At 60.4% G+C, this 21475-nt stretch carries 27 protein-coding genes and 2 tRNA genes; 21 read left to right on the forward strand and 8 right to left on the reverse strand.

The window, feature by feature from the left end:
- The first annotated feature begins 130 nt into the window (after positions 1-130).
- Positions 131-730, forward strand: a complete 600-nt coding sequence (locus ASE04_RS12300) for a TetR/AcrR family transcriptional regulator (RefSeq protein WP_056817414.1) — start codon at positions 131-133, stop codon at positions 728-730.
- Here ASE04_RS12300 and ASE04_RS12305 read toward each other — a convergent pair.
- Positions 690-4193, reverse strand: a complete 3504-nt coding sequence (locus tag ASE04_RS12305; protein ID WP_056817417.1) for a PAS domain-containing hybrid sensor histidine kinase/response regulator — start codon at positions 4191-4193, stop codon at positions 690-692. The two genes, ASE04_RS12300 and ASE04_RS12305, sit on opposite strands and share 41 nt — an antisense overlap.
- A 216-nt stretch (positions 4194-4409) precedes the next feature.
- Here ASE04_RS12305 and mscL point away from each other — a divergent pair, with 216 nt between their 5' ends.
- The 4 genes from mscL (at position 4410) to ASE04_RS12325 (ending at position 8564) form a co-directional block, all read left to right on the forward strand.
- Positions 4410-4847 (forward strand): large conductance mechanosensitive channel protein MscL, encoded by a 438-nt coding sequence (mscL, locus tag ASE04_RS12310; RefSeq protein ID WP_056817427.1) that lies wholly within the window; start codon positions 4410-4412, stop codon positions 4845-4847.
- 123 nt (positions 4848-4970) lie between these two features.
- On the forward strand, positions 4971-6137 hold the full coding sequence (locus ASE04_RS12315; RefSeq protein WP_056817438.1) for a pyridoxal phosphate-dependent aminotransferase: 1167 nt from the start codon (positions 4971-4973) through the stop codon (positions 6135-6137).
- 175 nt (positions 6138-6312) lie between these two features.
- Complete coding sequence (galE, locus tag ASE04_RS12320; protein ID WP_056817449.1) at positions 6313-7347, forward strand: UDP-glucose 4-epimerase GalE; 1035 nt, start codon at positions 6313-6315, stop codon at positions 7345-7347.
- A 152-nt stretch (positions 7348-7499) separates the two neighbouring features.
- The gene (locus ASE04_RS12325) at positions 7500-8564 is read left to right on the forward strand and encodes an enoyl-CoA hydratase/isomerase family protein (protein ID WP_056817452.1); all 1065 of its coding nucleotides are present in this window, start codon (positions 7500-7502) and stop codon (positions 8562-8564) included.
- Positions 8565-8592: 28 nt separating this feature from the next.
- Here ASE04_RS12325 and ASE04_RS12330 read toward each other — a convergent pair whose 3' ends face one another.
- Positions 8593-8859 (reverse strand): hypothetical protein, encoded by a 267-nt coding sequence (locus ASE04_RS12330; protein WP_056817456.1) that lies wholly within the window; start codon positions 8857-8859, stop codon positions 8593-8595.
- Positions 8860-9142: 283 nt separating this feature from the next.
- Between ASE04_RS12330 and ASE04_RS12335 the strand changes: the two genes are divergently transcribed.
- The gene (locus ASE04_RS12335; protein WP_056817459.1) at positions 9143-9403 is read left to right on the forward strand and encodes a hypothetical protein; all 261 of its coding nucleotides are present in this window, start codon (positions 9143-9145) and stop codon (positions 9401-9403) included.
- Positions 9404-9730: 327 nt separating this feature from the next.
- Here ASE04_RS12335 and ASE04_RS12340 read toward each other — a convergent pair whose 3' ends face one another.
- The 3 genes from ASE04_RS12340 to ASE04_RS12350 all read right to left on the reverse strand — a co-directional run bounded on the left by ASE04_RS12340 (position 9731) and on the right by ASE04_RS12350 (position 10706).
- Entirely contained in the window at positions 9731-9973 is a 243-nt protein-coding gene (locus ASE04_RS12340) for a DUF982 domain-containing protein (protein ID WP_056817463.1), read from the reverse strand.
- 175 nt (positions 9974-10148) lie between these two features.
- The gene (locus tag ASE04_RS12345) at positions 10149-10409 is read right to left on the reverse strand and encodes a hypothetical protein (protein WP_056817467.1); all 261 of its coding nucleotides are present in this window, start codon (positions 10407-10409) and stop codon (positions 10149-10151) included.
- Positions 10410-10631: 222 nt separating this feature from the next.
- Positions 10632-10706 (reverse strand) — tRNA-Thr (locus ASE04_RS12350).
- 150 nt (positions 10707-10856) lie between these two features.
- On the opposite strand from ASE04_RS12350, the gene ASE04_RS12355 reads away from it, so the two are divergent.
- The 12 genes from ASE04_RS12355 to ASE04_RS12410 all read left to right on the forward strand — a co-directional run bounded on the left by ASE04_RS12355 (position 10857) and on the right by ASE04_RS12410 (position 17618).
- Complete coding sequence (locus ASE04_RS12355; protein ID WP_056817470.1) at positions 10857-11051, forward strand: hypothetical protein; 195 nt, start codon at positions 10857-10859, stop codon at positions 11049-11051.
- 103 nt (positions 11052-11154) lie between these two features.
- A complete protein-coding gene (gene murA / locus ASE04_RS12360; RefSeq protein ID WP_056817473.1) occupies positions 11155-12447 on the forward strand; it encodes a UDP-N-acetylglucosamine 1-carboxyvinyltransferase in 1293 nt (430 codons plus the stop codon).
- 116 nt (positions 12448-12563) lie between these two features.
- A complete protein-coding gene (locus ASE04_RS12365) occupies positions 12564-13001 on the forward strand; it encodes a DUF2948 family protein (protein WP_056817477.1) in 438 nt (145 codons plus the stop codon).
- Positions 13002-13037: 36 nt separating this feature from the next.
- A complete protein-coding gene (gene hisD, locus ASE04_RS12370) occupies positions 13038-14336 on the forward strand; it encodes a histidinol dehydrogenase (protein WP_056817480.1) in 1299 nt (432 codons plus the stop codon).
- Positions 14337-14339: 3 nt separating this feature from the next.
- Positions 14340-14813 carry a UPF0262 family protein gene (locus tag ASE04_RS12375; protein WP_056817484.1) on the forward strand — a complete coding sequence of 158 codons (474 nt, stop codon included), beginning with the start codon at positions 14340-14342 and terminating at the stop codon, positions 14811-14813.
- Positions 14810-15295, forward strand: coding sequence for an arsenate-mycothiol transferase ArsC (locus ASE04_RS12380; protein WP_200960710.1), 486 nt, complete (start codon positions 14810-14812; stop codon positions 15293-15295). Before ASE04_RS12375 ends, ASE04_RS12380 begins: the two co-directional genes overlap by 4 nt.
- A 118-nt stretch (positions 15296-15413) precedes the next feature.
- Positions 15414-15632, forward strand: a complete 219-nt coding sequence (infA, locus tag ASE04_RS12385) for a translation initiation factor IF-1 (protein ID WP_003545338.1) — start codon at positions 15414-15416, stop codon at positions 15630-15632.
- Positions 15633-15687: 55 nt separating this feature from the next.
- Positions 15688-16308 (forward strand): Maf-like protein, encoded by a 621-nt coding sequence (locus tag ASE04_RS12390; protein ID WP_056817489.1) that lies wholly within the window; start codon positions 15688-15690, stop codon positions 16306-16308.
- A 32-nt stretch (positions 16309-16340) separates the two neighbouring features.
- On the forward strand, positions 16341-16550 hold the full coding sequence (gene yacG, locus ASE04_RS12395) for a DNA gyrase inhibitor YacG (protein WP_056817492.1): 210 nt from the start codon (positions 16341-16343) through the stop codon (positions 16548-16550).
- Positions 16551-16731: 181 nt separating this feature from the next.
- Positions 16732-16807, forward strand: a tRNA-Phe gene (locus ASE04_RS12400).
- 166 nt (positions 16808-16973) lie between these two features.
- Positions 16974-17234: a hypothetical protein gene (locus tag ASE04_RS12405; RefSeq protein WP_056817495.1), complete on the forward strand. Its 261-nt coding sequence runs from the start codon at positions 16974-16976 to the stop codon at positions 17232-17234.
- A gap of 126 nt (positions 17235-17360) precedes the next feature.
- A complete protein-coding gene (locus ASE04_RS12410) occupies positions 17361-17618 on the forward strand; it encodes a hypothetical protein (protein WP_056817498.1) in 258 nt (85 codons plus the stop codon).
- Positions 17619-17624: 6 nt separating this feature from the next.
- Here ASE04_RS12410 and ASE04_RS12415 read toward each other — a convergent pair whose 3' ends face one another.
- Positions 17625-17873, reverse strand: coding sequence for a hypothetical protein (locus tag ASE04_RS12415; RefSeq protein WP_056817500.1), 249 nt, complete (start codon positions 17871-17873; stop codon positions 17625-17627).
- Between the two features lie 183 nt (positions 17874-18056).
- Here ASE04_RS12415 and ASE04_RS12420 point away from each other — a divergent pair, with 183 nt between their 5' ends.
- Positions 18057-18461, forward strand: coding sequence for a hypothetical protein (locus ASE04_RS12420; RefSeq protein WP_056817502.1), 405 nt, complete (start codon positions 18057-18059; stop codon positions 18459-18461).
- Between the two features lie 59 nt (positions 18462-18520).
- On the opposite strand, the gene ASE04_RS12425 is transcribed toward ASE04_RS12420, so the two are convergent.
- Entirely contained in the window at positions 18521-18727 is a 207-nt protein-coding gene (locus tag ASE04_RS12425) for a hypothetical protein (protein WP_056817504.1), read from the reverse strand.
- 224 nt (positions 18728-18951) lie between these two features.
- Between ASE04_RS12425 and ASE04_RS12430 the strand changes: the two genes are divergently transcribed.
- Positions 18952-19380, forward strand: a complete 429-nt coding sequence (locus tag ASE04_RS12430; RefSeq protein ID WP_056817507.1) for an OsmC family protein — start codon at positions 18952-18954, stop codon at positions 19378-19380.
- Between the two features lie 145 nt (positions 19381-19525).
- Positions 19526-20425, forward strand: coding sequence for a DMT family transporter (locus ASE04_RS12435; protein WP_056817511.1), 900 nt, complete (start codon positions 19526-19528; stop codon positions 20423-20425).
- Positions 20426-20430: 5 nt separating this feature from the next.
- Here the strand turns inward: ASE04_RS12435 and ASE04_RS12440 are convergent, their stop codons facing one another.
- Entirely contained in the window at positions 20431-21453 is a 1023-nt protein-coding gene (locus tag ASE04_RS12440) for a polysaccharide pyruvyl transferase family protein (RefSeq protein ID WP_056817513.1), read from the reverse strand.
- Positions 21454-21475: the final 22 nt, after the last annotated feature.

Raw genomic sequence — 21475 nt, forward strand, 5'->3', positions numbered from 1 at the left:
ATATTCCCCTTAAAGCTAAATCGTTGCGTTTGCGTGATGTAGGCGCGCGGGACGCTAAAAGCAAATTATTTGCGTTAATGGGACGTTCAAAGATTTTGAACCGTCCTCGGAAAAGGCAAGCAGGCAGGTCATGACGACAAAGGAAAATCTTCGCCCCGGCGGTCGCAGTGCCCGGGTGCAGGCATCGGTGCACAAGGCGGTTCTAACGCTGCTGAAGACGATGGACCGTTCCGAGGTCACGATCCCGCTGATCGCGACGGAAGCCGGCGTTACCCCGTCAACGATCTACCGTCGCTGGGGTGACCTGCAGGAACTGCTCGCGGATGTCGCGGTCGAACGGCTGCGTCCGGACATGCAGCCGGTCGACACAGGCAGCGCCAAGGGCGACCTGCAGGCATGGGCCGAGCAATATGCCGAAGAAATGTCGTCCGGCCCCGGGCGCGAAATGATCCGCGACGTCCTCGCGGTTCAGGACAATGCGAACGCCTGCAAGTGCCACGCTTTCACCCGCGAACAGATGGAGCTGATCGGCGTTCGCGCCGGCGAACGCGGCGAGAGCTTTCCGTCGGCGGATGAGCTGATGGATCGCGTCGTCGCCCCGATCCTCTATGGGATATTGTTCGGCGAAGCGCCGACGACCAAACGCGTCGATGGCCTCGTCGCCGATGTCATGGCCGAGCGTCCGGTAGCTACTCCGCGGCAGCGCGCTTCTGCGCCGAAATCTGCGTGATAAAGGCTCTAAGCGCAGCCGGGCGCACCGGCTTGTGCTGCACGCCGATGCCATGACGTTCGGCATCGACCCGAACCTCCGGTGTCCGGTCCGCCGTGATTACGAGACCGGGCACATAGGTCGAAAAGCGCTCCCGAACGGCAAGGATCGCCTCCACTCCGGTTCCGTCGCCGAGATGATAGTCGGCGATGACGAGATCGGGTGCTCCGCGCGCTGAATCCATCTGCGCCAGACCGGCAAGCGAATCCGCCGATTGAACCTCGCATCCCCAGCCGCCGATCAAGAGCGCCATGCCTTCCAGAATATGGGGTTCGTTGTCGATGCAGAGGACTTTCAGCCCCTGCAGGTTCTGGGCCGTGCGCTCCGCCGGTCGGACCGGAGCCGGCAGCTCGGCGGAACGGGAGGTTTCGCGTGCCATCACGATCCGGAAATCCGTGCCTCGTCCATGCGTCGATCGCAGTTCGACAGGATGGTTCAGCACCCTGGCGATGCGGTCGACGATCGAAAGCCCGAGCCCGAGACCGGAAGCCGTGCGGGCGCCCTCGTCGAGCCGAGCGAATTCCTTGAATACGGTTTTGAATTTCGACGGCGGAATGCCGATACCGGAATCGACGACCTGGATGACCACATGCTTGCCACGGCGTCGCGCCCCCACCAGCACCGTGCCGCTGATCGTATACTTGATCGCGTTCGAGACAAGGTTCTGGATCAGTCGCCGCAAAAGATTGGGGTCCGATCGTACCTTGAGCGATGTCGGCATGATGACGAGCTTGAGGTTCTTTTCGCGGGCGATGGGCGCGAAATCGGTATGAACGCGTTCCAGCAGCTCGGCGAGCGGAACAGTCGTGAGCCGCGGACGCATGGCGCCGGTGTCGAGGCGGGATATATCGAGGACGGCGCCGAGAATGCTCTCTACCGATTCCAGCGCCGAGTCGATGTTACGGACAATCGCGCTGCTTTCCGATTGCCCCATCCGCTCGACCAGCGCCGAGGAGTAAAGGCGAGCGGCGTTGAGCGGCTGCAGGATATCGTGGCCGGCGGCCGCAAAGAAGCGCGTCTTGCCAAGGTTTGCCTCGTCGGCGGTGGCGCGGGCCTCGCCAAGTTCGTGGTTCACGCGTGTCAGCTCGGCTGTGCGCTCCTCAACTCGTTGCTCCAGCGTTTCGTTGGCCTGTTTCAGGGCCATGTCGGCGGCGACGCGCTGGGTGATGTCGGTGAAGGTGGCGACGATGCCCTTGTCCGGCATCGCATTCGAGCGCACTTCGATGATGCGTTCGCCGCCTGCCAGAACCAGTGAGAAAGGCTTGTCGAGCGTCAGGAAGTGCCGAACCGTCTGGCTGACGTCGCTGTCCTTCAGATCGCCGCGCTGGCTGAGGATCGCCACGATCTCCGACAACGGGAAGCCAACCTGCCCGGCCGTCTCCGGCAGATCGAGCAACTGCCGGAAGCGACGGTTCCAAATGGTCAGGTGGTTGGAACTGTCGAAGACGGCAATGCCCTGATCCATCTGCGAAAGTGCGGTCTGCAGCATGTCCTGGTTATACTGCAGTGCTTCGCTCGCCTGATCGAGCAGCCAGGCGGTATCGGCGGAGGCGTCCTCGACCTTCTGCAGGATGAGCGAGAGAACCAACCGGGCGGAAGAAGAGCCGATCGCGCTGCCGAGCAGCTGTTCGGTGAAATGGATGAGCGCCATGTCGGCAGGCTGATCGTCTTCCAGCCGCCGGCCGGAGTTCTGCTGATATGTCCGAAACGATCGCTCCATCCGCTCTTCGCCGAGATAGCGGGAGATCGTCGTCTTGAGATCGCCGACGCTGATCCGGGTTTTCCAGCCACGCGTCGCAAATTGCGACCGCGACTGCCGCTTGACGAAGATGCCCGCCTGGATCCGTTCGAGCGGTCGTGCGTTGCGCGTCACCGATCCGATGACGAAGAAGGCGGTGTTGATGAGCAGGCTCATCACCGTCGCATTGACCAGCGGGTCGGCGTTCGGGGCGCTGAAGATAGTGGTGCCGGGAAAGATGAAGCCGAGCACGGCGCTGGCAACCGACGAATAATCAGGCCCGCCAAGCGAAGGTAGGAACAGCAGGTAGATCCAGATGACGAAGCCGGACGTCAGCCCGAGGATCGCGCCGCGCGCATTGGCGCGACGCCAGATCAACCCGCCGAACAGCGACGGCGCCATCTGAGCGATAGCGGCAAAGGAAAGCAGTCCGATCGAGGCAAGACCAGTGGTGCTGTCGGTCGAACGGTAATAGGCATAGCCGAGCAGTAACACAGCAAAGATCGAGCTGCGCCGGATGTTGAGCAGGGTCTTGGCGAAGTCCTCGCGCTGGCCGGCCCGGCCGGCAAGCTTGCGGTGTAGGAAGATCGGCATCACGATATCGTTTGAGACCATGATCGAAAGCGCCACGGAGGCGACGATCACCATCGCCGTAGCGGCCGAAAATCCGCCGATGAAGGTCACCAGCGAGACGAGCGGCATGTCGCCGGCGATCGGTAGCGACAGCATATAGAGATCCGCATTGCCGCTGCCGCCAAAGGTCAGCAGACCTCCAAGCGCCACCGGCAGCACGAACAGGTTGATGGCGACGAGATAAAGCGGGAAGAGGAAGCCTGCCAACCGCAGCTCTTTCGGTGTGCGGTTCTCTACCACCGTCACGTGGAACTGTCGCGGCAGCATGATGATCGCGAAGGCCGACAGCAGCGTCAGCGTGATCCATCGGCTGAGTGGTGTCTGATAGCTGAGCGCCGAAAGCGCCAGCGTGTTGTCGGCGGCCTCGCGCCATAGGTCGGCGGGACCGTCGAACAGGAACCAGATCACGCAGACACCCGCAGTCACGGACGCCACGAGCTTGACGACGGACTCCATCGCGACGGCAAGGATCAGCCCGTCCTGGTGTTCGGTGGCGTCGGTATGGCGGGTGCCGAACATGATCGCGAAGCACGCCAGAACCAGCGTCACAAGTAGCGGCAGGTCGAGAAAATACAGATTGCCGCTGCCGATCCCGTAGTCGGATGGATTGAGCATCGCCGTAACGGTGCTGGAAACGGATTTCAGCTGCAGCGCGATGTAAGGGATCGCGCCGACGAGCGAGATCAGCGCGACGATCGTCGCGACGGTCGAGTTCTTCCCGTAACGGGCGGCGATGAAGTCGGCGACCGACGTCAGCTTTTCCGCCTTGGCGAGTTCGATGATCCGCCGCAGCACCGGCATTCCCAATGTGAAGACGAGAATGGGTCCGATATAGATACCGGTGAACTCCAGCCCGCGTTGAGACGCGAGGCCGACACCGCCGAAATAGGTCCAGGACGTACAGTAGATGGCGAGGCTGAGCGCATAGACGATCGGCCGGCCACCCTCCGGCACGCGGAAGCGCCGGGTACGGCGATCGCCGTGGCTTGCCACTGCAAACAGCAGTAGCAGGTAGCCGAATGCTGACGCGACTATAACCCAACCTGGTAACATTGACCCTCCGCCGACGCCGATGCGCCGGTTCTCCCGGATATGTCGAGACTACGGCAATTCCAGCCCTTTGAAAATTGGGGGTCGTCTAGGCATTAAGTCAAAGATACCGCAGCGCGGAACGATATTTGTAATTAGCAATTGAATATTTGTATCGAACATGTAGCTAATGAAAACAATGACCTGTCACTGCAACTGCATCAAAGGGAGACGGATCGGATGCTCAACGAGTTCAAAGCATTTATCGCCCGCGGCAATGTCATGGATCTTGCTGTCGGTGTGATTATCGGTGGTGCGTTCGGCGGCATCGTGAAATCGCTTGTCGACGATATCATCATGCCGATCGTCGGCGCGATTTTCGGCGGCTTCGACTTCTCCAATTACTTCATCGGCCTGTCGTCCAGCGTTAACGCACCGACGCTTGCCGCGGCTCGTCAGCAGGGCGCGGTTCTGGCTTACGGCAGCTTTATCACCGTCCTCATCAACTTCCTCATCCTCGCCTGGATCATCTTCCTGATGGTCAAGGGCGTGAACATGATGCAGGCCCAGGTCGACAGGCAGAAGAAGGCAGCTCCGGAAGCTCCGGCCGCACCGGCTGCTGATATCGCTCTGCTGACCGAAATCCGCGATCTGCTCGCGAAGCGGCCTGCTGTCTGATGCAGGCCTACCGGCCCCGCCATTGTCGCGGGGCCATCCATCACGGAAATCGCTATTGCATCACCGATTGTCATGAGATTTGCGCCGGCAATTGATCTAAGAAGGCGAAAACCGGAGTGATGCATGTCGATCGTAAATAGCCTCAGCCCGCGCGCCATCTCCGCGCCAGAAAGCGGGATCGTCGAAGTCGTAAATTATGCCCGTGGCCGTGAAGGCCTGCTGCCGCTTTGGGTCGGAGAAGGCGATCTTCCGAGTCCGGAGTTCGTCAATCGGGCGGCGATGGATGCGCTTGCTGGAGGCGAAACGTTTTACACCTATCAGCGCGGCATTCCCGAGCTTCGCCAGGCGCTTTCAGCCTACTACGCGCGTCATTTCGGCATCGATCTGCCCGTCGACCATTTCTACGTCACGGGTTCCGGCATGCAGGCGATCCAGATCGCCGTGCAGGCGATGACGTCGCCGGGTGACGAACTGGTCTACCTGACGCCGGCTTGGCCGAACATCGCGGCGGCACTCGAGATTGCGGGCGCCCGCTCCGTTGGCGTTGAGCTTCGTTTCGAGGCCGGCATGTGGACGATCGATCTCGATAGCATCGAAGCAGCCATCACCAACAAGACCCGCGCGCTTTTCATCAACACGCCGTCCAACCCAACGGGCTGGACCGCGACGCGCGAGGACCTCGCCGCCATCCTCGCACTTGCCCGCAAGCATGGTCTCTGGATCATGGCCGATGAGATCTACGCTCGCTATTACTTCCCCGGCGGCCGCGCGCCGTCGTTCCTCGATGTGATGGACGCTGACGACAAGGTGATGTTCGTCAATTCCTTCTCGAAGAACTGGTCGATGACCGGCTGGCGGGTGGGCTGGATCGTCGCTCCGCCACAGACCGGCCAGGTCATCGAGAATCTCATTCAGTATTCGACCTCCGGCGTCGCGCAGTTCATGCAACGAGGCGCCGTCGCGGCTCTCAACGAAGGCGACGCTTTTGTCCAGGCCAACATCGAAAAGGCCAAGCGGTCGCGCGATATCCTCTGCGACGCGCTGATTGCGACCAACCGCGTCGAGACCCTCAAGCCGGACGGTGCGCTTTACGCGTTCCTGAAGATCGACGGGGTGACCGACAGCCGCAAGGCGGCGATCGACATCGTCGACAAGACTGGCGTCGGCCTGGCGCCGGGGACGGCGTTCGGGCCGGGTGGGGAGCTGTTCCTGCGCGCCTGCTTCCTCAGGGATCCCGCTCAGATACAGGTCGCTGCCGATCGGCTGTGCGACTACATTTTGAAGCTTTGATCCGCTCTGGCGCACCAGAAACCGCACATCGATAAAATTGTAGGAAAGCGGGAAATCCGCTTCTAACCACATCCGAAAACTTAGCCGCCGGACAGGCTCGTAAGGCCCGTCCGGTAGGAAGTTCGGAAAGGAAACAGGCCTCAGATGATCCCCGGACAAAACGGGGAGTGCGGACATGGCAATTCTGGTCACGGGCGGCGCCGGCTACATCGGCAGCCACATGGTCTGGACATTGTTGGATGCGGGTGAGGATGTGGTTGTGCTCGATCGGCTATCCACCGGATTTCGGTGGGCGGTCGCGCCGGCTGCGCGGTTCTATCTCGGCGATGTCGCCGATGCCGCTCTGCTGAAGACGATCTTTATCGAGAACGATATCGAAGCCATCATTCACTTCGCCGGCTCGGCCGTCGTGCCTGTTTCCGTCACCGACCCGTTGGCCTACTACGACAACAATTCCGGCAAGACGCGGGCCTTGCTGAGTGCCGCCGTCAGCGCCGGCGTGCGCCACTTCGTCTTCTCCTCGACCGCCGCCGTCTACGGGCCGCAGAAAACGTCTGAGCCCGTCAAGGAAGATGCGCCGCTCAATCCGGAGAACCCCTACGGCCAGTCGAAGCTGATGACCGAATTCATGCTTCGCGACTGCGCTTCGGCCTATGATTTCAACTATGTGGCGCTTCGCTACTTCAACGTCGCGGGAGCCGATCCCGAAGGACGCAGCGGCCAGTCGACTGCCGGCGCCACGCATCTGATCAAGGTTGCCTGCGAGGCAGCACTCGGCAAGCGCGACAGCGTCCATGTCTATGGCTTCGATTATCCGACGCACGACGGAACCGGCGTTCGGGACTACATCCACGTCAGTGATCTGACCGCTGCACACCTGAAGGCCCTGCAGCATCTGCGCCGGGGCAAAGGTTCGCTGGTCGCGAACTGCGGCTACGGGACGGGCTATTCCGTGCTCGACGTGTTGAACATGGTCACGCGCCTCCATGGATACTCCTTCAAGATCCACATGGCGCAGCGCCGCCCCGGCGACGCCTCAAGCGTCGTTGCCGATGCGGCCCTGGCGCGTCGGGTGCTGGAGTGGGAGCCACGATACGACTCCCTCGAAACGATCGTGCGCAGCGCGCTCGATTGGGAGCTCTTCCTCATGAACCGCAATGTCGAGGATCTTCACGGCATCCGTCGTGCGCTCGCCGCGGCGTCGTTCTGAGCGATCGATCGCCTCCGTTCTGCATCGCCGGGCATCGACTAAATCGCTGAACGCTATAGATTTATAGCCGGGCTACGCATCTGCTCCGATCGCCGGTCGATTGGAGCGAAGTCTGTCGGCCCGGATATTCGGCGAGTGTTTCGGGAGGCACCATGCACGACAAGACCGACCAGCATGACGTTCTCCTCGAGCGGCGTGGAACAGCGGCCATCATTCGCCTCAATCGTGCCCGCGCGCTGAACAGCCTCACCCTCGATATGGTTCGCACGGTCGCGGCGGCGCTCGACGCTTTTGCCGCCGACCCCGCTGTCGCAACGGTCGTCGTCATGGGAGAGGGGGAGCGCGGCTTCTGCGCCGGCGGCGATATCCGCGCCCTGCACGAAAGCGGAAGAACCGGCACCGCGCTGGCGGAGAATTTCTGGCGTGACGAGTTTCGGTTGAACCATCGTATCGCGACCTACGAGAAGCCTTACGTGGCGCTGATGGACGGGATCACCATGGGAGGGGGTGTCGGCTTGTCCTCACATGGACGTCACAGGGTCGTGACCGAGCGCACGCGATTTGCGATGCCGGAAACGGGGATAGGCTATTTCCCCGATGTCGGCGCGACCTGGTTGCTGGCGCACGCCCCTGCCGAGATCGGCACCTGGATGGGATTGACGGGCCTCGAAGTCGGACCTGCCGACGTCATACACGCCGGCCTTGCCGATGTGCAGGTGGCGTCGTTTCAGCTACCCGAACTGATCGAGACGCTTGCGGAGCTTCCGCGCGGAGCGCTTTCCCGAGACGTCGACAGCGTCCTCAAGAACCTCGGGGCCGATCCGGGGAGGGGACCGCTCAGAGCCAATCATGACGTTATCGAACCCATCTTCCGGCTGAACAGCGTGCGCGCCATCGCGGAAGCGCTCCATGCCAACGGTTCGGATTTTGCCGACAAGACACTGCATGCCATGTCGACGCGATCGCCGACGAGCCTTGTTCTGACGCTGCGCCTTCTGCGGGAGGGCAAACAGAGCAGGAGTCTAGCGGAGTGCCTGCGGCGCGAGTTCGGTGCCTGCCTGCAGATACTGAAGTCACCTGACTTCTACGAAGGCATACGGGCGGCTTTAATCGACAAGGACAGGAATCCCGACTGGTCGCCCGCAAGACTTGATGAGGTCAAGGCCGAAACGATCGACGCGTTTTTCCAACCCGCTGACGTTCCGCTGTCGCTGTAGGTAGAGCACCCGAGCTTCAGCCGATCGCCTACATCGGAAAGTCGGGGATGATCTCACGTCGGGTCAGCTTGAGCGTCCTGTCAGGTTGCAGGATGTAGGTCTCCAGGACCTTGCTGCCGGTCTGATCGTAGAACGAATTATGAAGGACACTACCCGGCGGTGATTTGGTGAGCTTGGTGCGCGGCTGCCCATTATAGGTGATGCTGCCGGGAATGGGCTTGACCTCTTCGGTTTCGCCAGTCGTGCAGCCTGCCAGAACGGCGACCGCCATGAGAATCGAAAGCAGCGTTTTCATCGTATTCACCCAAGTTGCGCGCCGTAATTCATAATATGGCACCACGTTCAGGTGCGCCAAGAGGCAGCGGATCATCCTGTCCAAAATAGCGTGGCGGGATCGATATATGAGGAAATGCTTATATTTCTGTAGGCGGCTTCATACCTTTTCATAGTGCCGGTCCAGGCCGCAATACTCCATCCTCAAAAGAGAAGAGCGTTCGAATATGCAAAAGAGGTAATGGGCGAGGGAACTAAACTTGGCATTTCTAAGTTAATGTTGCGGTCAAACAAAGGAGAAGTGCATGAAACGCCTCCTTCACCTCGGAATACCTGCCTTCGCCTCGGCCATCGCAGCCTTCACGCTTCCGGCGTCCGCCTCACTCGAATTCTCCAGCGACTACTCCGCGATCCAGCGGGATGACGTCGTGTTAGCGCAGTACGCGGGTCCGGTTTCCTGTGTACCTGAGGGCGCACATTACGTCCCCTCGTTCATCCGGGCGATGGATGGAACGATTATCGGCGTGGGTTATGTCGAAGTCGAAAGCACGGCGTCCGGTTGCTGACCACTTACCACTCGTTAACCAGTGGCTGACGTCGCTCGGCTGTCATTGCCGAGACAGGGTCGTGACGCGCCCGCAACTCGCCAAATCATTGGATTTTCTGATAAAATCGACGAGGCTCGTCTGCTGGTTAGAGCAGAGGGTGACGAGCCTCTGACCATCATCATGATGGCTGAGGTCGTTCTAACGATCCCAGGCTGGTGGAGACAATGCCCTTTTTTGGGGAGTGAACCTTTGCATTCCGCAACGGTTAAACAAAAATAAACTATCGCCCTGTTTCGATACAGCTTGAGCGAAAACGGGCATTTTTCGAGCTTTGAAAAGCAGAGACTAATGAAGCGACAGCTTTGCTTCCTCGGCTGCTGCAACAAATTCCGCTCGCGCTTCCTCAAGCGTCTTGCGACCATCGAGCGCGGCACGGCATGTGCTTCGAGCCTTCAGATACCTCAGGCCGCGCACGCTTGGCCAAAAATCCGACAGGCACTTCAACGCATCGAACGGCCCGGACACCGTGTGCGCGCCAGCGGTTTCAAAGCCTACGCGGATAGGGTCGTTCCATTTTTCATTTGCCATCGGCGAACTCCTCCATTCGTTCACGCCCGAGATGCGCGGCGCGCTCGCTCCTCCTACGAACAAGTGCGCAGAAGGTATTTTAGCGACAATTTAAAAACCCGCAAATGGGAAATGTTCGCCGTGGATCGTGAGAAGCAGGTCTCCCCCGTCATCAACGCGGGAGAGACCATTCGGATCAGTCACAAACGCGCGTGGTTCTGGTCACGACGCGTCCGTGCTCGTGATAGCGCACGGTCTTGGTCCGGCAGTCGTAACGAACCGGGTGATGGCGATACCGGTCGCGCGAATGATAGTATCTGTCCGAGTGGCCGTAGTACGGGCGATGATGGTAGCCAGGTTCGCCGACGGTAACGCTGAAGCTGTCGGCAAAAGATGGCGCCGCGGTCGCTGCAAGCGAGCCGATGGCGATGACGGCTGCGGTAATTAGCTTTCTCATTTTGCACTCCGTTATGTAGCCTTGGTTCAACGCATATGTTGCGTGATTGTTTCAGGCTAGACGGAGGGCCATGAACCTAAGCTGATGGTCTCGTTCATGAAACGGTCATTTTAGGAGGTAGGAAAATGATAGCGTGCCTGCGTTTTGCGCGCGAAATCTGCGCTGGGCATAGCGACAGCCAGCCCGGGAGGGCTGTCATCGCGTCATTTTTTTCAAGAAAACTGGTGCTGCCGAGTGGGATTGAACCACCGACCTCACCCTTACCAAGGGTGTGCTCTACCACTGAGCTACGGCAGCAGGTGCGACGCGCAACCGAAGCGGCTGCATTGCGTGAACGGGGCGGCTATTGCCACAGCTTTCGCATGAGTGCAAGCTGCAATTTCCATTCGCGTGCAGAATAAACGTATCCCACTTTTGGTTCCGCGCGAATTCGGCTAAGTCTCCCGCATGAGCGAAGATACTGAAAACAGCCAGCACAGCCGCAAAGCCGAGATCGAACGCCAGGCGAAACTGCGCCGCGAACGGGCCGCCGAAAAACTTCGGGAAAACCTCTCCCGCCGAAAACAGCAGACCCGCGCCCGCCGTTCAGGGCAGGCGGACGAGACGAATGGACTTCCTGCCGCAAAAATGGACGAATCGTAATGTTCGGTTCACGGCGAATTGAAGCCACCGCTAATTTCGTCTAAACACCCGCATCCTTTTAAAGACAGTCTTTCGGAAAGGCGGGCATCGCCCGTAAGTGCACATGGATCGTATCAGAATTGTCGGCGGTAATGAGCTTAACGGCATCATTCCGATTTCCGGCGCCAAGAATGCCGCCCTGCCGCTGATGATTGCGTCGCTGCTGACCAGCGATACCCTGACGCTCGAAAACGTGCCGCATCTGGCCGACGTCGAGCAGCTGCTGCGCATTCTCGGCAATCACGGCGTCGACGTGTCGGTCAATGGCCGTCGCGAACGCCAGGAAGACAGCTACTCGCGCACCATCCACTTCACCTGCCGCACCATCGTCGATACCACAGCTCCCTATGAGCTGGTTTCGAAGATGCGCGCTTCCTTCTGGGTTATCGGGCCGCTGCTCGCCCGCGAAGGCCAGTGCCGTGTGTCGCTTCCGGGCGGCTGCGCGATCGGCACGCGCCCTGTCGATCTGTTCCTTGAAGGTCTGGCCGCGCTCGGCGCCAACCTCGAGATCGACGCCGGCTACGTCAATGCGACGGCGCCGAAGGGTGGCCTGATCGGCGCCCGCTACACCTTCCCGAAGGTTTCGGTCGGCGCAACGCACGTCATGCTGATGGCGGCGACGCTTGCTCGCGGCACCACTGTCATCGGCAACGCCGCCCGGGAGCCTGAAGTGGTCGACCTCGCCAACTGCCTGATTGCCATGGGCGCGAAGATCACGGGCGCAGGCACGAGCACGATCACGATCGAAGGCGTTACAACACTGTCGGGCGCACGCCACCGCGTTCTGCCGGATCGTATCGAGACCGGCACCTACGCAATGGCCGTTGCCATGACCGGCGGCGACGTCGTCCTCGAGAATACCGATATGGCTCTTCTCGACACCGCGCTGGAAACGCTGCGCCGTGCCGGCGCGGAGATTTCGGCGACCAACAACGGCATGCGCATCCGTCGCAACGGCGCCGGCATCAAGCCGGTCGATGTCGTCACCGATCCATTCCCGGGCTTCCCGACCGACCTGCAGGCACAGTTCATGGCGCTGATGACCCGCTCGACGGGCGTGTCGCACATCACCGAAACGATCTTCGAAAACCGGTTCATGCACGTTCAGGAACTGGCACGCCTCGGCGCGAAGATCTCGCTTTCGGGCCAGACGGCCAAGATCGAGGGCGTCTCGCGGCTGAAGGGTGCGCCTGTGATGGCCACCGATCTGCGCGCCTCGGTCTCGCTCGTCATCGCCGGCCTTGCTGCCGAAGGCGAGACGACGGTGTCACGCGTCTATCATCTCGACCGCGGCTTTGAGCGTCTCGAAGAGAAGCTCACCCGTTGCGGCGCGATCGTCGAACGCGTCAGCGAGTAAGCGAAGCCGTTCCTTCGCCTTTGATCTTGGTTGCGCATTGTGTTTGCGCGCCTTATGTCCCTTGTCTGACGGCATCGCCAATCCGGCGATGCCCTTGCGAAGGGGATGCAGCCTGAATGACCGACCTGAAGCTTGTTGCGCTCGATAGCGAAGATCTGGCCGTCGTTTCTGCGCACATGCAGGACAGCGTTTTCAAGGTTGCCGACATCGCCTGGTCGCCACGGGAAGAGCAGTTCTCGATCGCGGCCAATCGCTTCGTCTGGGAAGATGCCGGAACGAAACGGAAGGGCTTCGAACGTCGCCGCGCGGCTCTTGCCTTCAAGCGCGTCCTCGCCGTTCGCTCCGTCGGCATCGACCGCGAGAGCCGTGACGAAGTGCTGTCGCTGCTCGCCATCAGGTTCGAGCAGAAGGGCGAGGGGCCCGATGGCACGATCGAACTCGCCCTTGCCGGCAGCGCAACGATCGCCCTCGACGTCGAATGCATTGAAGTTCAGCTTGCGGATATCGGCGGAGCGTGGGAAACCGGCTCCAAGCCGCGCCACCCGGGCGCGTAATCCGCATCGATCGTCATACGAAAAGGAATATCGGCGTTGGCACTCTGGCTTGATCAGCAATCCGAAGGCTTCGAGCGGCAGTTTGCCGCCTTCCTGACGACGAAGCGGGAAGTCTCGGAAGATGTGAATACGGTCGTGCGCGCCATCATCGAGGATGTCCGCCAGCGCGGCGACGCCGCCCTTGCCGAATACTCGAAGAAGTTCGACGGCATCGATTTCGCGATCACGCCGATGCGTGTCAGCGAAGCGGAGATCGACGCCGCGGTGGAGGCGGTGCCCGCCGAAGTTCTCGGCGCCCTCAAGGTGGCCGCCGTGCGCATCGAATCCCACCATCGCCGGCAGCTGCCGAAGGATGATATTTACGAGGACGACCTGGGTGTCGGGCTCGGCTCGCGCTGGACGGCGATCGAGGCTGTCGGGCTCTATGTGCCCGGCGGCACCGCGAGCTACCCGAGCTCGGTCTTGATGAATGCCGTGCCGGCCAAGGTCGCGGGCGTCGATCGCATCGTAATCGCCGTGCCGGCGACCGGTGGCATGGTCAACCCGGCGGTGCTCGCGGCGGCAAAGCTTGCGGGTGTCACCGAAATCTATCGCATCGGCGGTGCCCAGGCGATCGCCGCGCTGGCCTATGGCACGGAAACCATCACCCCGGTCGCCAAGATCACCGGCCCCGGCAACGCCTATGTAGCGGCTGCCAAGCGCCACGTCTTCGGCACTGTCGGCATCGACATGATCGCCGGACCGTCGGAGGTCCTGGTCATTGCCGACAAGGACAACAATCCGGACTGGATTGCCGCCGACCTGCTCGCCCAGGCGGAGCATGATGCCGGCGCGCAATCCATCCTGATGACCGACGATGCCGAGTTCGGCCGGTTGGTGGAAGCCGCTGTCGAACGGCAGCTGAAGACCCTCAACCGCGCGGACACGGCGGCGGCGAGCTGGCGTGATTTCGGCGCGGTTATCCTCGTCAGCAACTTCAAGGACGCCATCCCGCTCGTCAATCGCATCGCGCCCGAGCATCTGGAGCTGGCTGTCGCCGATCCGGACGCGCTTCTCGACCGCGTCCGCAATGCCGGCGCGATCTTTGTCGGCGCGCATACGCCGGAGGTGATCGGCGATTACGTCGGAGGTTCGAACCATGTGCTGCCGACGGCGCGCTCGGCTCGTTTTTCGTCCGGCCTTTCCGTTCTCGATTTCGTCAAGCGCACCTCGATCCTGCGCCTTGGTCCCGAACAGCTTCGCACGCTCGGGCCGGCCGCGATCGCGCTTGCCGTCTCCGAAGGCCTCGACGCGCATGCGCGTTCGGTCGCGATCCGTCTCAATCTGGAAAGGTGAGGGATGGCGGCGGGCGATTACCGGCTTTGCGACGTCGTTCTTGACGACACCATCGGCCGATCGACGCCCGATGTCGAGCATGAGCGAGCCGTCGCCATCTTCGACCTTATCGAGGAAAACAGTTTCACGCCGCTAGGCCACGCCGGCGGCCCCTACCGTCTGAACATCTCCCTGGCGAACGCCAAGCTGGTCTTCTCCATCACGACCGAGGGCGGCGAGGCGGTCGCGACGCATATTCTCTCGCTGACGCCGTTCCGCCGGATCGTGAAGGACTACTTCATGATCTGCGAAAGCTATTACGAGGCGATCCGCTCGGCGTCGCCGAGCCGCATCGAAGCGATCGATATGGGCCGGCGCGGCATTCACAACGAGGGTTCGCAGACCCTGAAGGATCGGCTGAACGGCAAGATCGACGTGGATTTCGATACCGCCCGGCGGCTGTTCACGCTGGTCTGCGTGCTTTACTGGCGCGGATGACAACGATGGAACCGGAAGCCGAAAAACGCGAGGGGATACGACCGGGCGCGGTTCTCTTCATGTGCGGCATGAATGCCATCCGCTCGCCGATGGCCGAAGCCCTGGCGCGTCATCTTTTGCCGGGAAATACCTATATACGCTCGGCGGGTGTCCGCGCCGGCGAGCGTGATCCTTTCGTCGATGCGGTGCTGGATGAGATCGGGCTGTCGCTCGGGCGCCATCATCCGCACACGCTGGAGGAGCTCGAGGATGACTACTTCGATCTCATCATCACGCTGTCGCCGCAGGCCCATCACGCGGCGCTCGAATTGACGCGCTCGAACGCGGTCGACGTGGTCTACTGGCCGACGATGGATCCGACTGTTGCGCAAGGCACGCGCGAGCAGATTCTGGACAGCTACCGAGAGGTTCGCGACCATCTGCGCGAACTCATCGAGAGCCGGCTACTCAGCAGAAATGGTATTGCCGCGCAATCGGCGTGAAACAAATAACGTAAAGCCGCTCAACGAGGTTCACAAACCCCTGCTGATTGTGTAGTTTCCGCCCAAATTTTGGCGCGGCTACCGCCGCCAATTCAACCTGTAGGAAGAAAACCCTTATATGCCTAAAGAAGAAGTCCTCGAATTCCCGGGTATCGTCACTGAACTTCTGCCCAATGCGACGTTCCGCGTGAAGCTCGAAAACGAGCACGAGATCATCGCCCACACGGCAGGCCGCATGCGCAAGAACCGCATCCGTGTTCTGGCGGGCGACAAGGTGCTCGTGGAAATGACGCCTTACGACCTTACCAAGGGCCGCATCACCTACCGTTTCAAGTAAACGCGGACCGAAAGCTCAGGGCTTTCGTCTTCATTCGCCCGGTGGTCGAGGTTTCATGGCGCTCAAATACAAGCTCATTTTGGCTTCCGGCTCGCCCCGTCGGGTCGATCTGCTGAACCAGGCGGGCGTCGAACCATCGCGCCTGATGCCGATGGATATCGACGAGGCGCCGAAGAAATCCGAGCATCCGCGTTCTCTCGCGCGTCGCCTTTCGACCGAAAAGGCCGAAGCTGCGCTCGCGGCGATCAAGGGCGACATGACCTGGAAGGGCAGCTATATCCTGGCGGCCGACACGGTCGTTGCCGTCGGGCGGCGTATCCTCGGCAAGGCTGAGTTCGCGGACGAAGCGTCCGCATCGCTGTATCTGCTCTCGGGACGCAGTCACTGGGTTTACACGGGCGTCTGCCTGATAACGCCGGATCGCAAGATCAGACAGAAGATCGTCGAGACCAAGGTGCGGTTCAAGCGACTGTCGGGTTTCGAGATCGAGAACTACCTGGCCTCCGGCCAATGGCGCGGCAAGGCCGGCGCTTACGGTATCCAGGGACTGGCCGGCACGTTCGTGCAGAAGATGGTAGGTTCCTATACCAATGTCGTCGGTTTGCCACTTTACGAAACCATTTTGCTTCTGACCGGCGAGGGCTTCGACGTCCACAGCCGGTGGCCCGAGGCTTGAAGCCGGCGGGTCGAAAACCCGAAGGATGAACCATGCCCGATGAAAACAGACCGAGCGCCAAGATCGAACCGCTGCGCAAGGCGCGCCCGTGCCCGGAGTGCAGCACGCCCTCGCAGCGCGAGCACTATCCTTTCTGCTCGAACCGTTGCCGAGAACTCGATCTTTCGCGCTGGCTGAAAGGTTCTTACGCGATACCTGTTGCTGAAGATGAGACGAAAGCCGAGTACCCCGACGAGAACTGATCGCCTTTCCCACGCGGGAAGCCGTTCAATTTGTTGAATAATTTGGAAAATTCACAGGCCTGTCAAAAAACTCTCATTTGGCGCTTGCCATGGCCGAACAAGATGTTATAACCCCGCTCGCTTCCGGGGAAAACCAAGCCCCCGCAGCTCTCAAGTACGAGGGGTGTGCCGAAGCAGGAATGCCCAGATAGCTCAGTTGGTAGAGCAGCGGATTGAAAATCCGCGTGTCCGTGGTTCAAATCCGCGTCTGGGCACCACTCCTAAAATCCGATTATCTGACTGGTTTCGCATCTTCCGGCATTCTCATTGTGAGTCTTGTCGCGGTTCACATGATTTGCTGTCGCGGCTTCTGGACTCTGACGGGTTACAGCCTGTAGGGCTTGGACATGGTTCATCTGGCGGCGGATTCGGAGCGGCAAGGACATGGCTAAGAAGCAGAAAATCGAGCATTCGGAACTGTCCGGTGAGTTCACAGATGACGATGTCACCGTGCTGGTCGATATCTCTCGCCCGGCCGGAACCAATGGCGACTGGAAGCTCGAAGTGGTGACGCAGGACGAGGATCTGATCGAGTGGGAAGAGGGTTTCGCGACCGATCGCGAAGCCTTCGATGAGTTTCTGGCCACAGTCGAACGCGAAGGCATCAGGACCTTTCTGGAAGACGCAGATCCGTCGGTCCACTAACTTCTCCCGGTGAAATGTCGCTCTATAGACAAAAAATGTCGTATATGATAAATCGCGAAAATAATACGAAACTAAAGTGAGCGACTTCGAAGATTAGTGCGCGAAAAACGCGCCGGGAACAGCCAAATGAAAGCGTCGGAATACAGAGCCGCTATTGCAGTGGTCGGACTGACTGCTGCTAGGGTGGAGAAGTTGTTCGGTGTGGATCAGCTGACCAGCCGCCGTTGGGCGTCGGGTGAACTGGAGGTTCCACGCGTTGTTTCGCTCTGCCTGCTTCTCATGGCATCTCACAACACATCGGTTGCTCAGGCGCAGATCTTGGCGGATGGCGAGGATGCGTCCCTGGTCGGCTATCTCGCCGCCGGTCACGAGCACGCCGCCTGAATCGTCTCAGGCGGCTGACGTCTTCGCCATCTGTCTCAGAACGTCCAGGAGAGCCTTGGCGTCGTCATTGGCGGCCAATGCGTGCAGGCGTTCCTCCGCGAGGCAGACGATCGCTTCCAGGCACTCCCGTTCGCCCCAGGTGGCAGCCATCGATGCCGCCACGAGATCCTGAAACGCGAATTGAATGGCATCCTGGCAGCGGACATCCCGGTCCGGATCGTCATGGGTGACAAACGGCTTGTAGATGTCTCTCATCTCATGCCCCGCATATTGGCTGTGGCAGCATTATAACAGCTTGGTCTTAATAAAGTCCTGACGGAATGCGGGATGTGTCATCAAAACGCACAGTAAGAGCGGCATCGGTGGATAACCGGTCTCCATTCTCATCGGGTCGATACGATGGTAATACTGTCGCTCCCAAAGAGGAGGGGAAAATCTATGCCACGGATCGCGCAGCTATATTTCAAGACGGCAATCCTGTTTCTTATCGTCGGGATAGGGATGGGTTTGAACATGGCCATTTCACAGGATCACAGCGTCATCGGAGCGCACGCCCACTGTAATCTGCTCGGCTGGGTAACAATGGCGATCTTCGGGGGGTATCACGCGCTCAATCCGCGCAAGGCCGAGCGACGCCTGGCCATGATCCAGTACTATGTCTATACGGCCGGCCTCGTGCTGATGATCCCGAGCCTCTATCTGTTCCTGCTGGGGAACATGGCGATGGAACCTGTCGTGGCGGTCGCATCCATAATAACGTTCATCGGCGTCCTGCTGTTCGCCGTCATCATCTTCACGGGCGAACAGGTCGCCGTGACACCGTCTGCGCATTCCTATCGCTGAAACGAATGCCGACGTATAAGGCCCGGCGGGCCCGCTTACGCGGGTCGGTCGGTTTTTGCCTAGTGGATCACCTGGATCCTGATCTGCTCCTTGGTGGCATAGTAGTGACAATCGCTCGCCGCATCGCCAACGAAAATCACGTCGCCGTCGGAATCGAACAAACCCCAGCAGGGTTCGTCGTCGACATAGACCTTTCGGATGTAACCGAAGGGCTCGGCATCAATGATGATGGTGGGTGCAACAGCAACGGTCTCGAGTGCTCGCATGGATAACTCCAATGAGTCATTTCTGTTTTAGTGCATGTTCATATTGCATCTCGAAGCTGACCCGGAGCTATCCCGAAAAATAGGGATGGGAAACTGACCTTGACGATCGGGCCTCTACGCGAAGCGATTCGAGGCGCAAAACAGTCGCGGATGCTGGCCAAAGTGCGTTGCAGCGGCGGTCGGAAGCCCCTATCTAGCGTATAGATTGTCGTAAAGGGTTCTCCATGGCCGATTTGAAGGTTCGCACTCGTCCCGTTGGCGCAACGGCTGTTCTCGGACGCACGGGTTTTCCACATGTTACATCGGCGACGAAGGGCGAAATCGATATCGTCACCGGCCCGTCGCAGCCGGGATTCAACCCCCTCGATCTCCTCTATTCGTCCTTGGCTGCCTGCCTGGTCTTGAGCGCGCGCATGGCTGCAAGCCAGTTCGGCGTTCTCGACAAGATCACCGAGATCACTGCTGACGTCACAGGCGAGAAGGCGACCGAAGGTCTCTCCCGGGTACAGAAGTTCAACATCGCCTTCGCCATCAACGGCGATCTCGATGAAGAGATGCGGTCGAAAATCGCCCATGCGGCGGAAGACGAAATCTGCACGGTCAGCAACACGATCCGCGGCAATCCCGAATTTTCCACCGTCGTCTCGGGCTAGCCACTGAAAGACTGATGTCTTTCGGTCGCGCGTTGCGGAATAGCGTCGCGCCTGTCGCTCCTCGGCTATCATCGCACGGACGTATCTGCTACTCGGCTGCAACTGGCGCCGCTGCGATCGAGGCGGCGCGGAAAGCACCGAAAGCATGTCTGAAGCCGTTTCCGCAGCATCCCCGTCGTCGCCATCCAACCGCTTCGCTCTTGCCGCCCTCATTCTCGGCGGCGCGGCGATTGGCGGTTCGCCGATCTTCGTGCGTCTATCGGAGGTCGGGCCGATGGCGACCGCCTTCTGGCGTGTCGCGCTTGCGCTCATTCCGATCTTTGCATTCTCGCTGATCAGAGGCGGCAAGGATGCGGGACCGAAGCCGCAAAACCTCGCCGATTACGGTCTGCTCGTGCTTCCCGGCGTCATTCTCGCGATGGATCTCGCCGCCTGGCACCTCTCCATCACCATGACATCGGTTGCCAACGCCACGCTGCTTGCCAATCTGGCGCCCGTGTTCGTGACGGTGATCGGGTTGCTGTTCTTCCGCGCCTCGGTCAGCCGGATTTTCGTTTTCGGGCTTGCTCTCGCCCTTGCCGGCGTCGTCATCCTGAAAGGCGGGCCATCCGCTCTCGGAAACGGCGATCTGAGAGGCGATGGGGTCGCGATCATCGCCGCGGTTTTCTACGCAGGTTACATTCTCTCGATCGGCAGGCTGCGCAGCCGTTTCGACACAATCCGCATCATGCTCTGGAGCACGGCGTCCGCGGCAGTCTGCGTATTTCCGTTCGGTTTCTTCTTCGAAGATCACATGCTGCCGGCGACGGCCTACGGCTGGTCCATCGTTTTTGGCCTGGCGTTCATAAGCCACGCCAGCGGCCAGGTGGCCATCGCCTACGCGCTGGCCTACCTGCCGGCTGCATTCTCGTCGCTGACGCTGTTGCTGCAGCCGGTCGTCGCCGCCATCCTTGCGTGGATCCTGCTCAGCGAGCCGATCGGCCTCATGCAGGCGCTCGGCGGCGTCGTCGTTCTCGCCGGGATCATGATCGCCCGGCGAGGCTGATTGGATCAGGCGACTGCTGCCCGCGTCTGCATGCGCCGTGCGTCGAGAATGGCCAGCGCCTCGTCGACGGTCGATGCCAGTTCCGCTTTCTCCGTGTTGCAGGTATTCCAGGCTTCGATGAAGCTGCTGGTCTTGCCGTAGCTGTTGTCCAGCACGCAATGGTCGGCGCCGATCAGCACGCACATGATGTGCCCGTGCATGCGGTCGGTAATGACCTGCCGCGCCGAGCCCAAGAGCGCCACGCCGCGATCGAAGCGCTGCTGCGCGCGCTCGCGATAGGCGAGCTCCGTCATGCGCGCGCGGCCGCCGATCTTGCCTGAAAGCAGCCCTTTCAGAATGGCCGCGTGCTTGGTCTGCTTCTGGAAATCGGCGGGCTCATCCGGCCAATCCGATTTCACCGTCCCCGGGCGCTGCGTCGCCGCCGTCAGGTCCTGCGGCGTGCCGACTTCCTGGTCTTCGCGCAGGTTCAAGAGCAGCTCATGCTGCGGCACCGGCTTTGCGACCGGTCCGATGCAGAAGGCCATGTCGGGGCACAAGCGCGTCTCGCACTGGAACCAGCGCTGCGCGAAGGCAAGGCTCTTCTTGTCGCGTACCAGAAGCGTGAACTGGCCGTGCTTCTCGATCGCCCGCGCCGTGCTGTCGACGTGTTCCTGATCCTTGAAGTGGATGGTCTGCGGCAGCTGCACGATCGGCCGTCCCTTGTGGCGCTCCAGCATGCCTTCGCGGAACTGGCGGTAGCCCGCCCAGATATCACCGAAATTGCCGCCGCCATGCAGGAAGATCCGGCCGTCGCCAATGGCGCCGAGCATGCGGTCCTCGTCGAAGGTCGGGATTTCGGTCACATAGGACGGGCGCGAGCGCTTCTTGTCGAAGTATGCAAGCTCGCCCAGCCAGATCGCGCTGTCGCCGATATTGTAGTGGTTCGGAAAATCGAGAAGAGCATAACGCTCCGAGGGGTCGAATACATCAGATAGGTTCTTCTCGATCACGCCTTGCAGGCGGTTGATGATCGTCAGGTTGGATTCCATTGAAGGCTCCTTGTTTTAGGGA

The organism is Rhizobium sp. Root708 (assembly GCF_001429725.1).
Classification (GTDB): Bacteria; Pseudomonadota; Alphaproteobacteria; order Rhizobiales; family Rhizobiaceae; genus Rhizobium.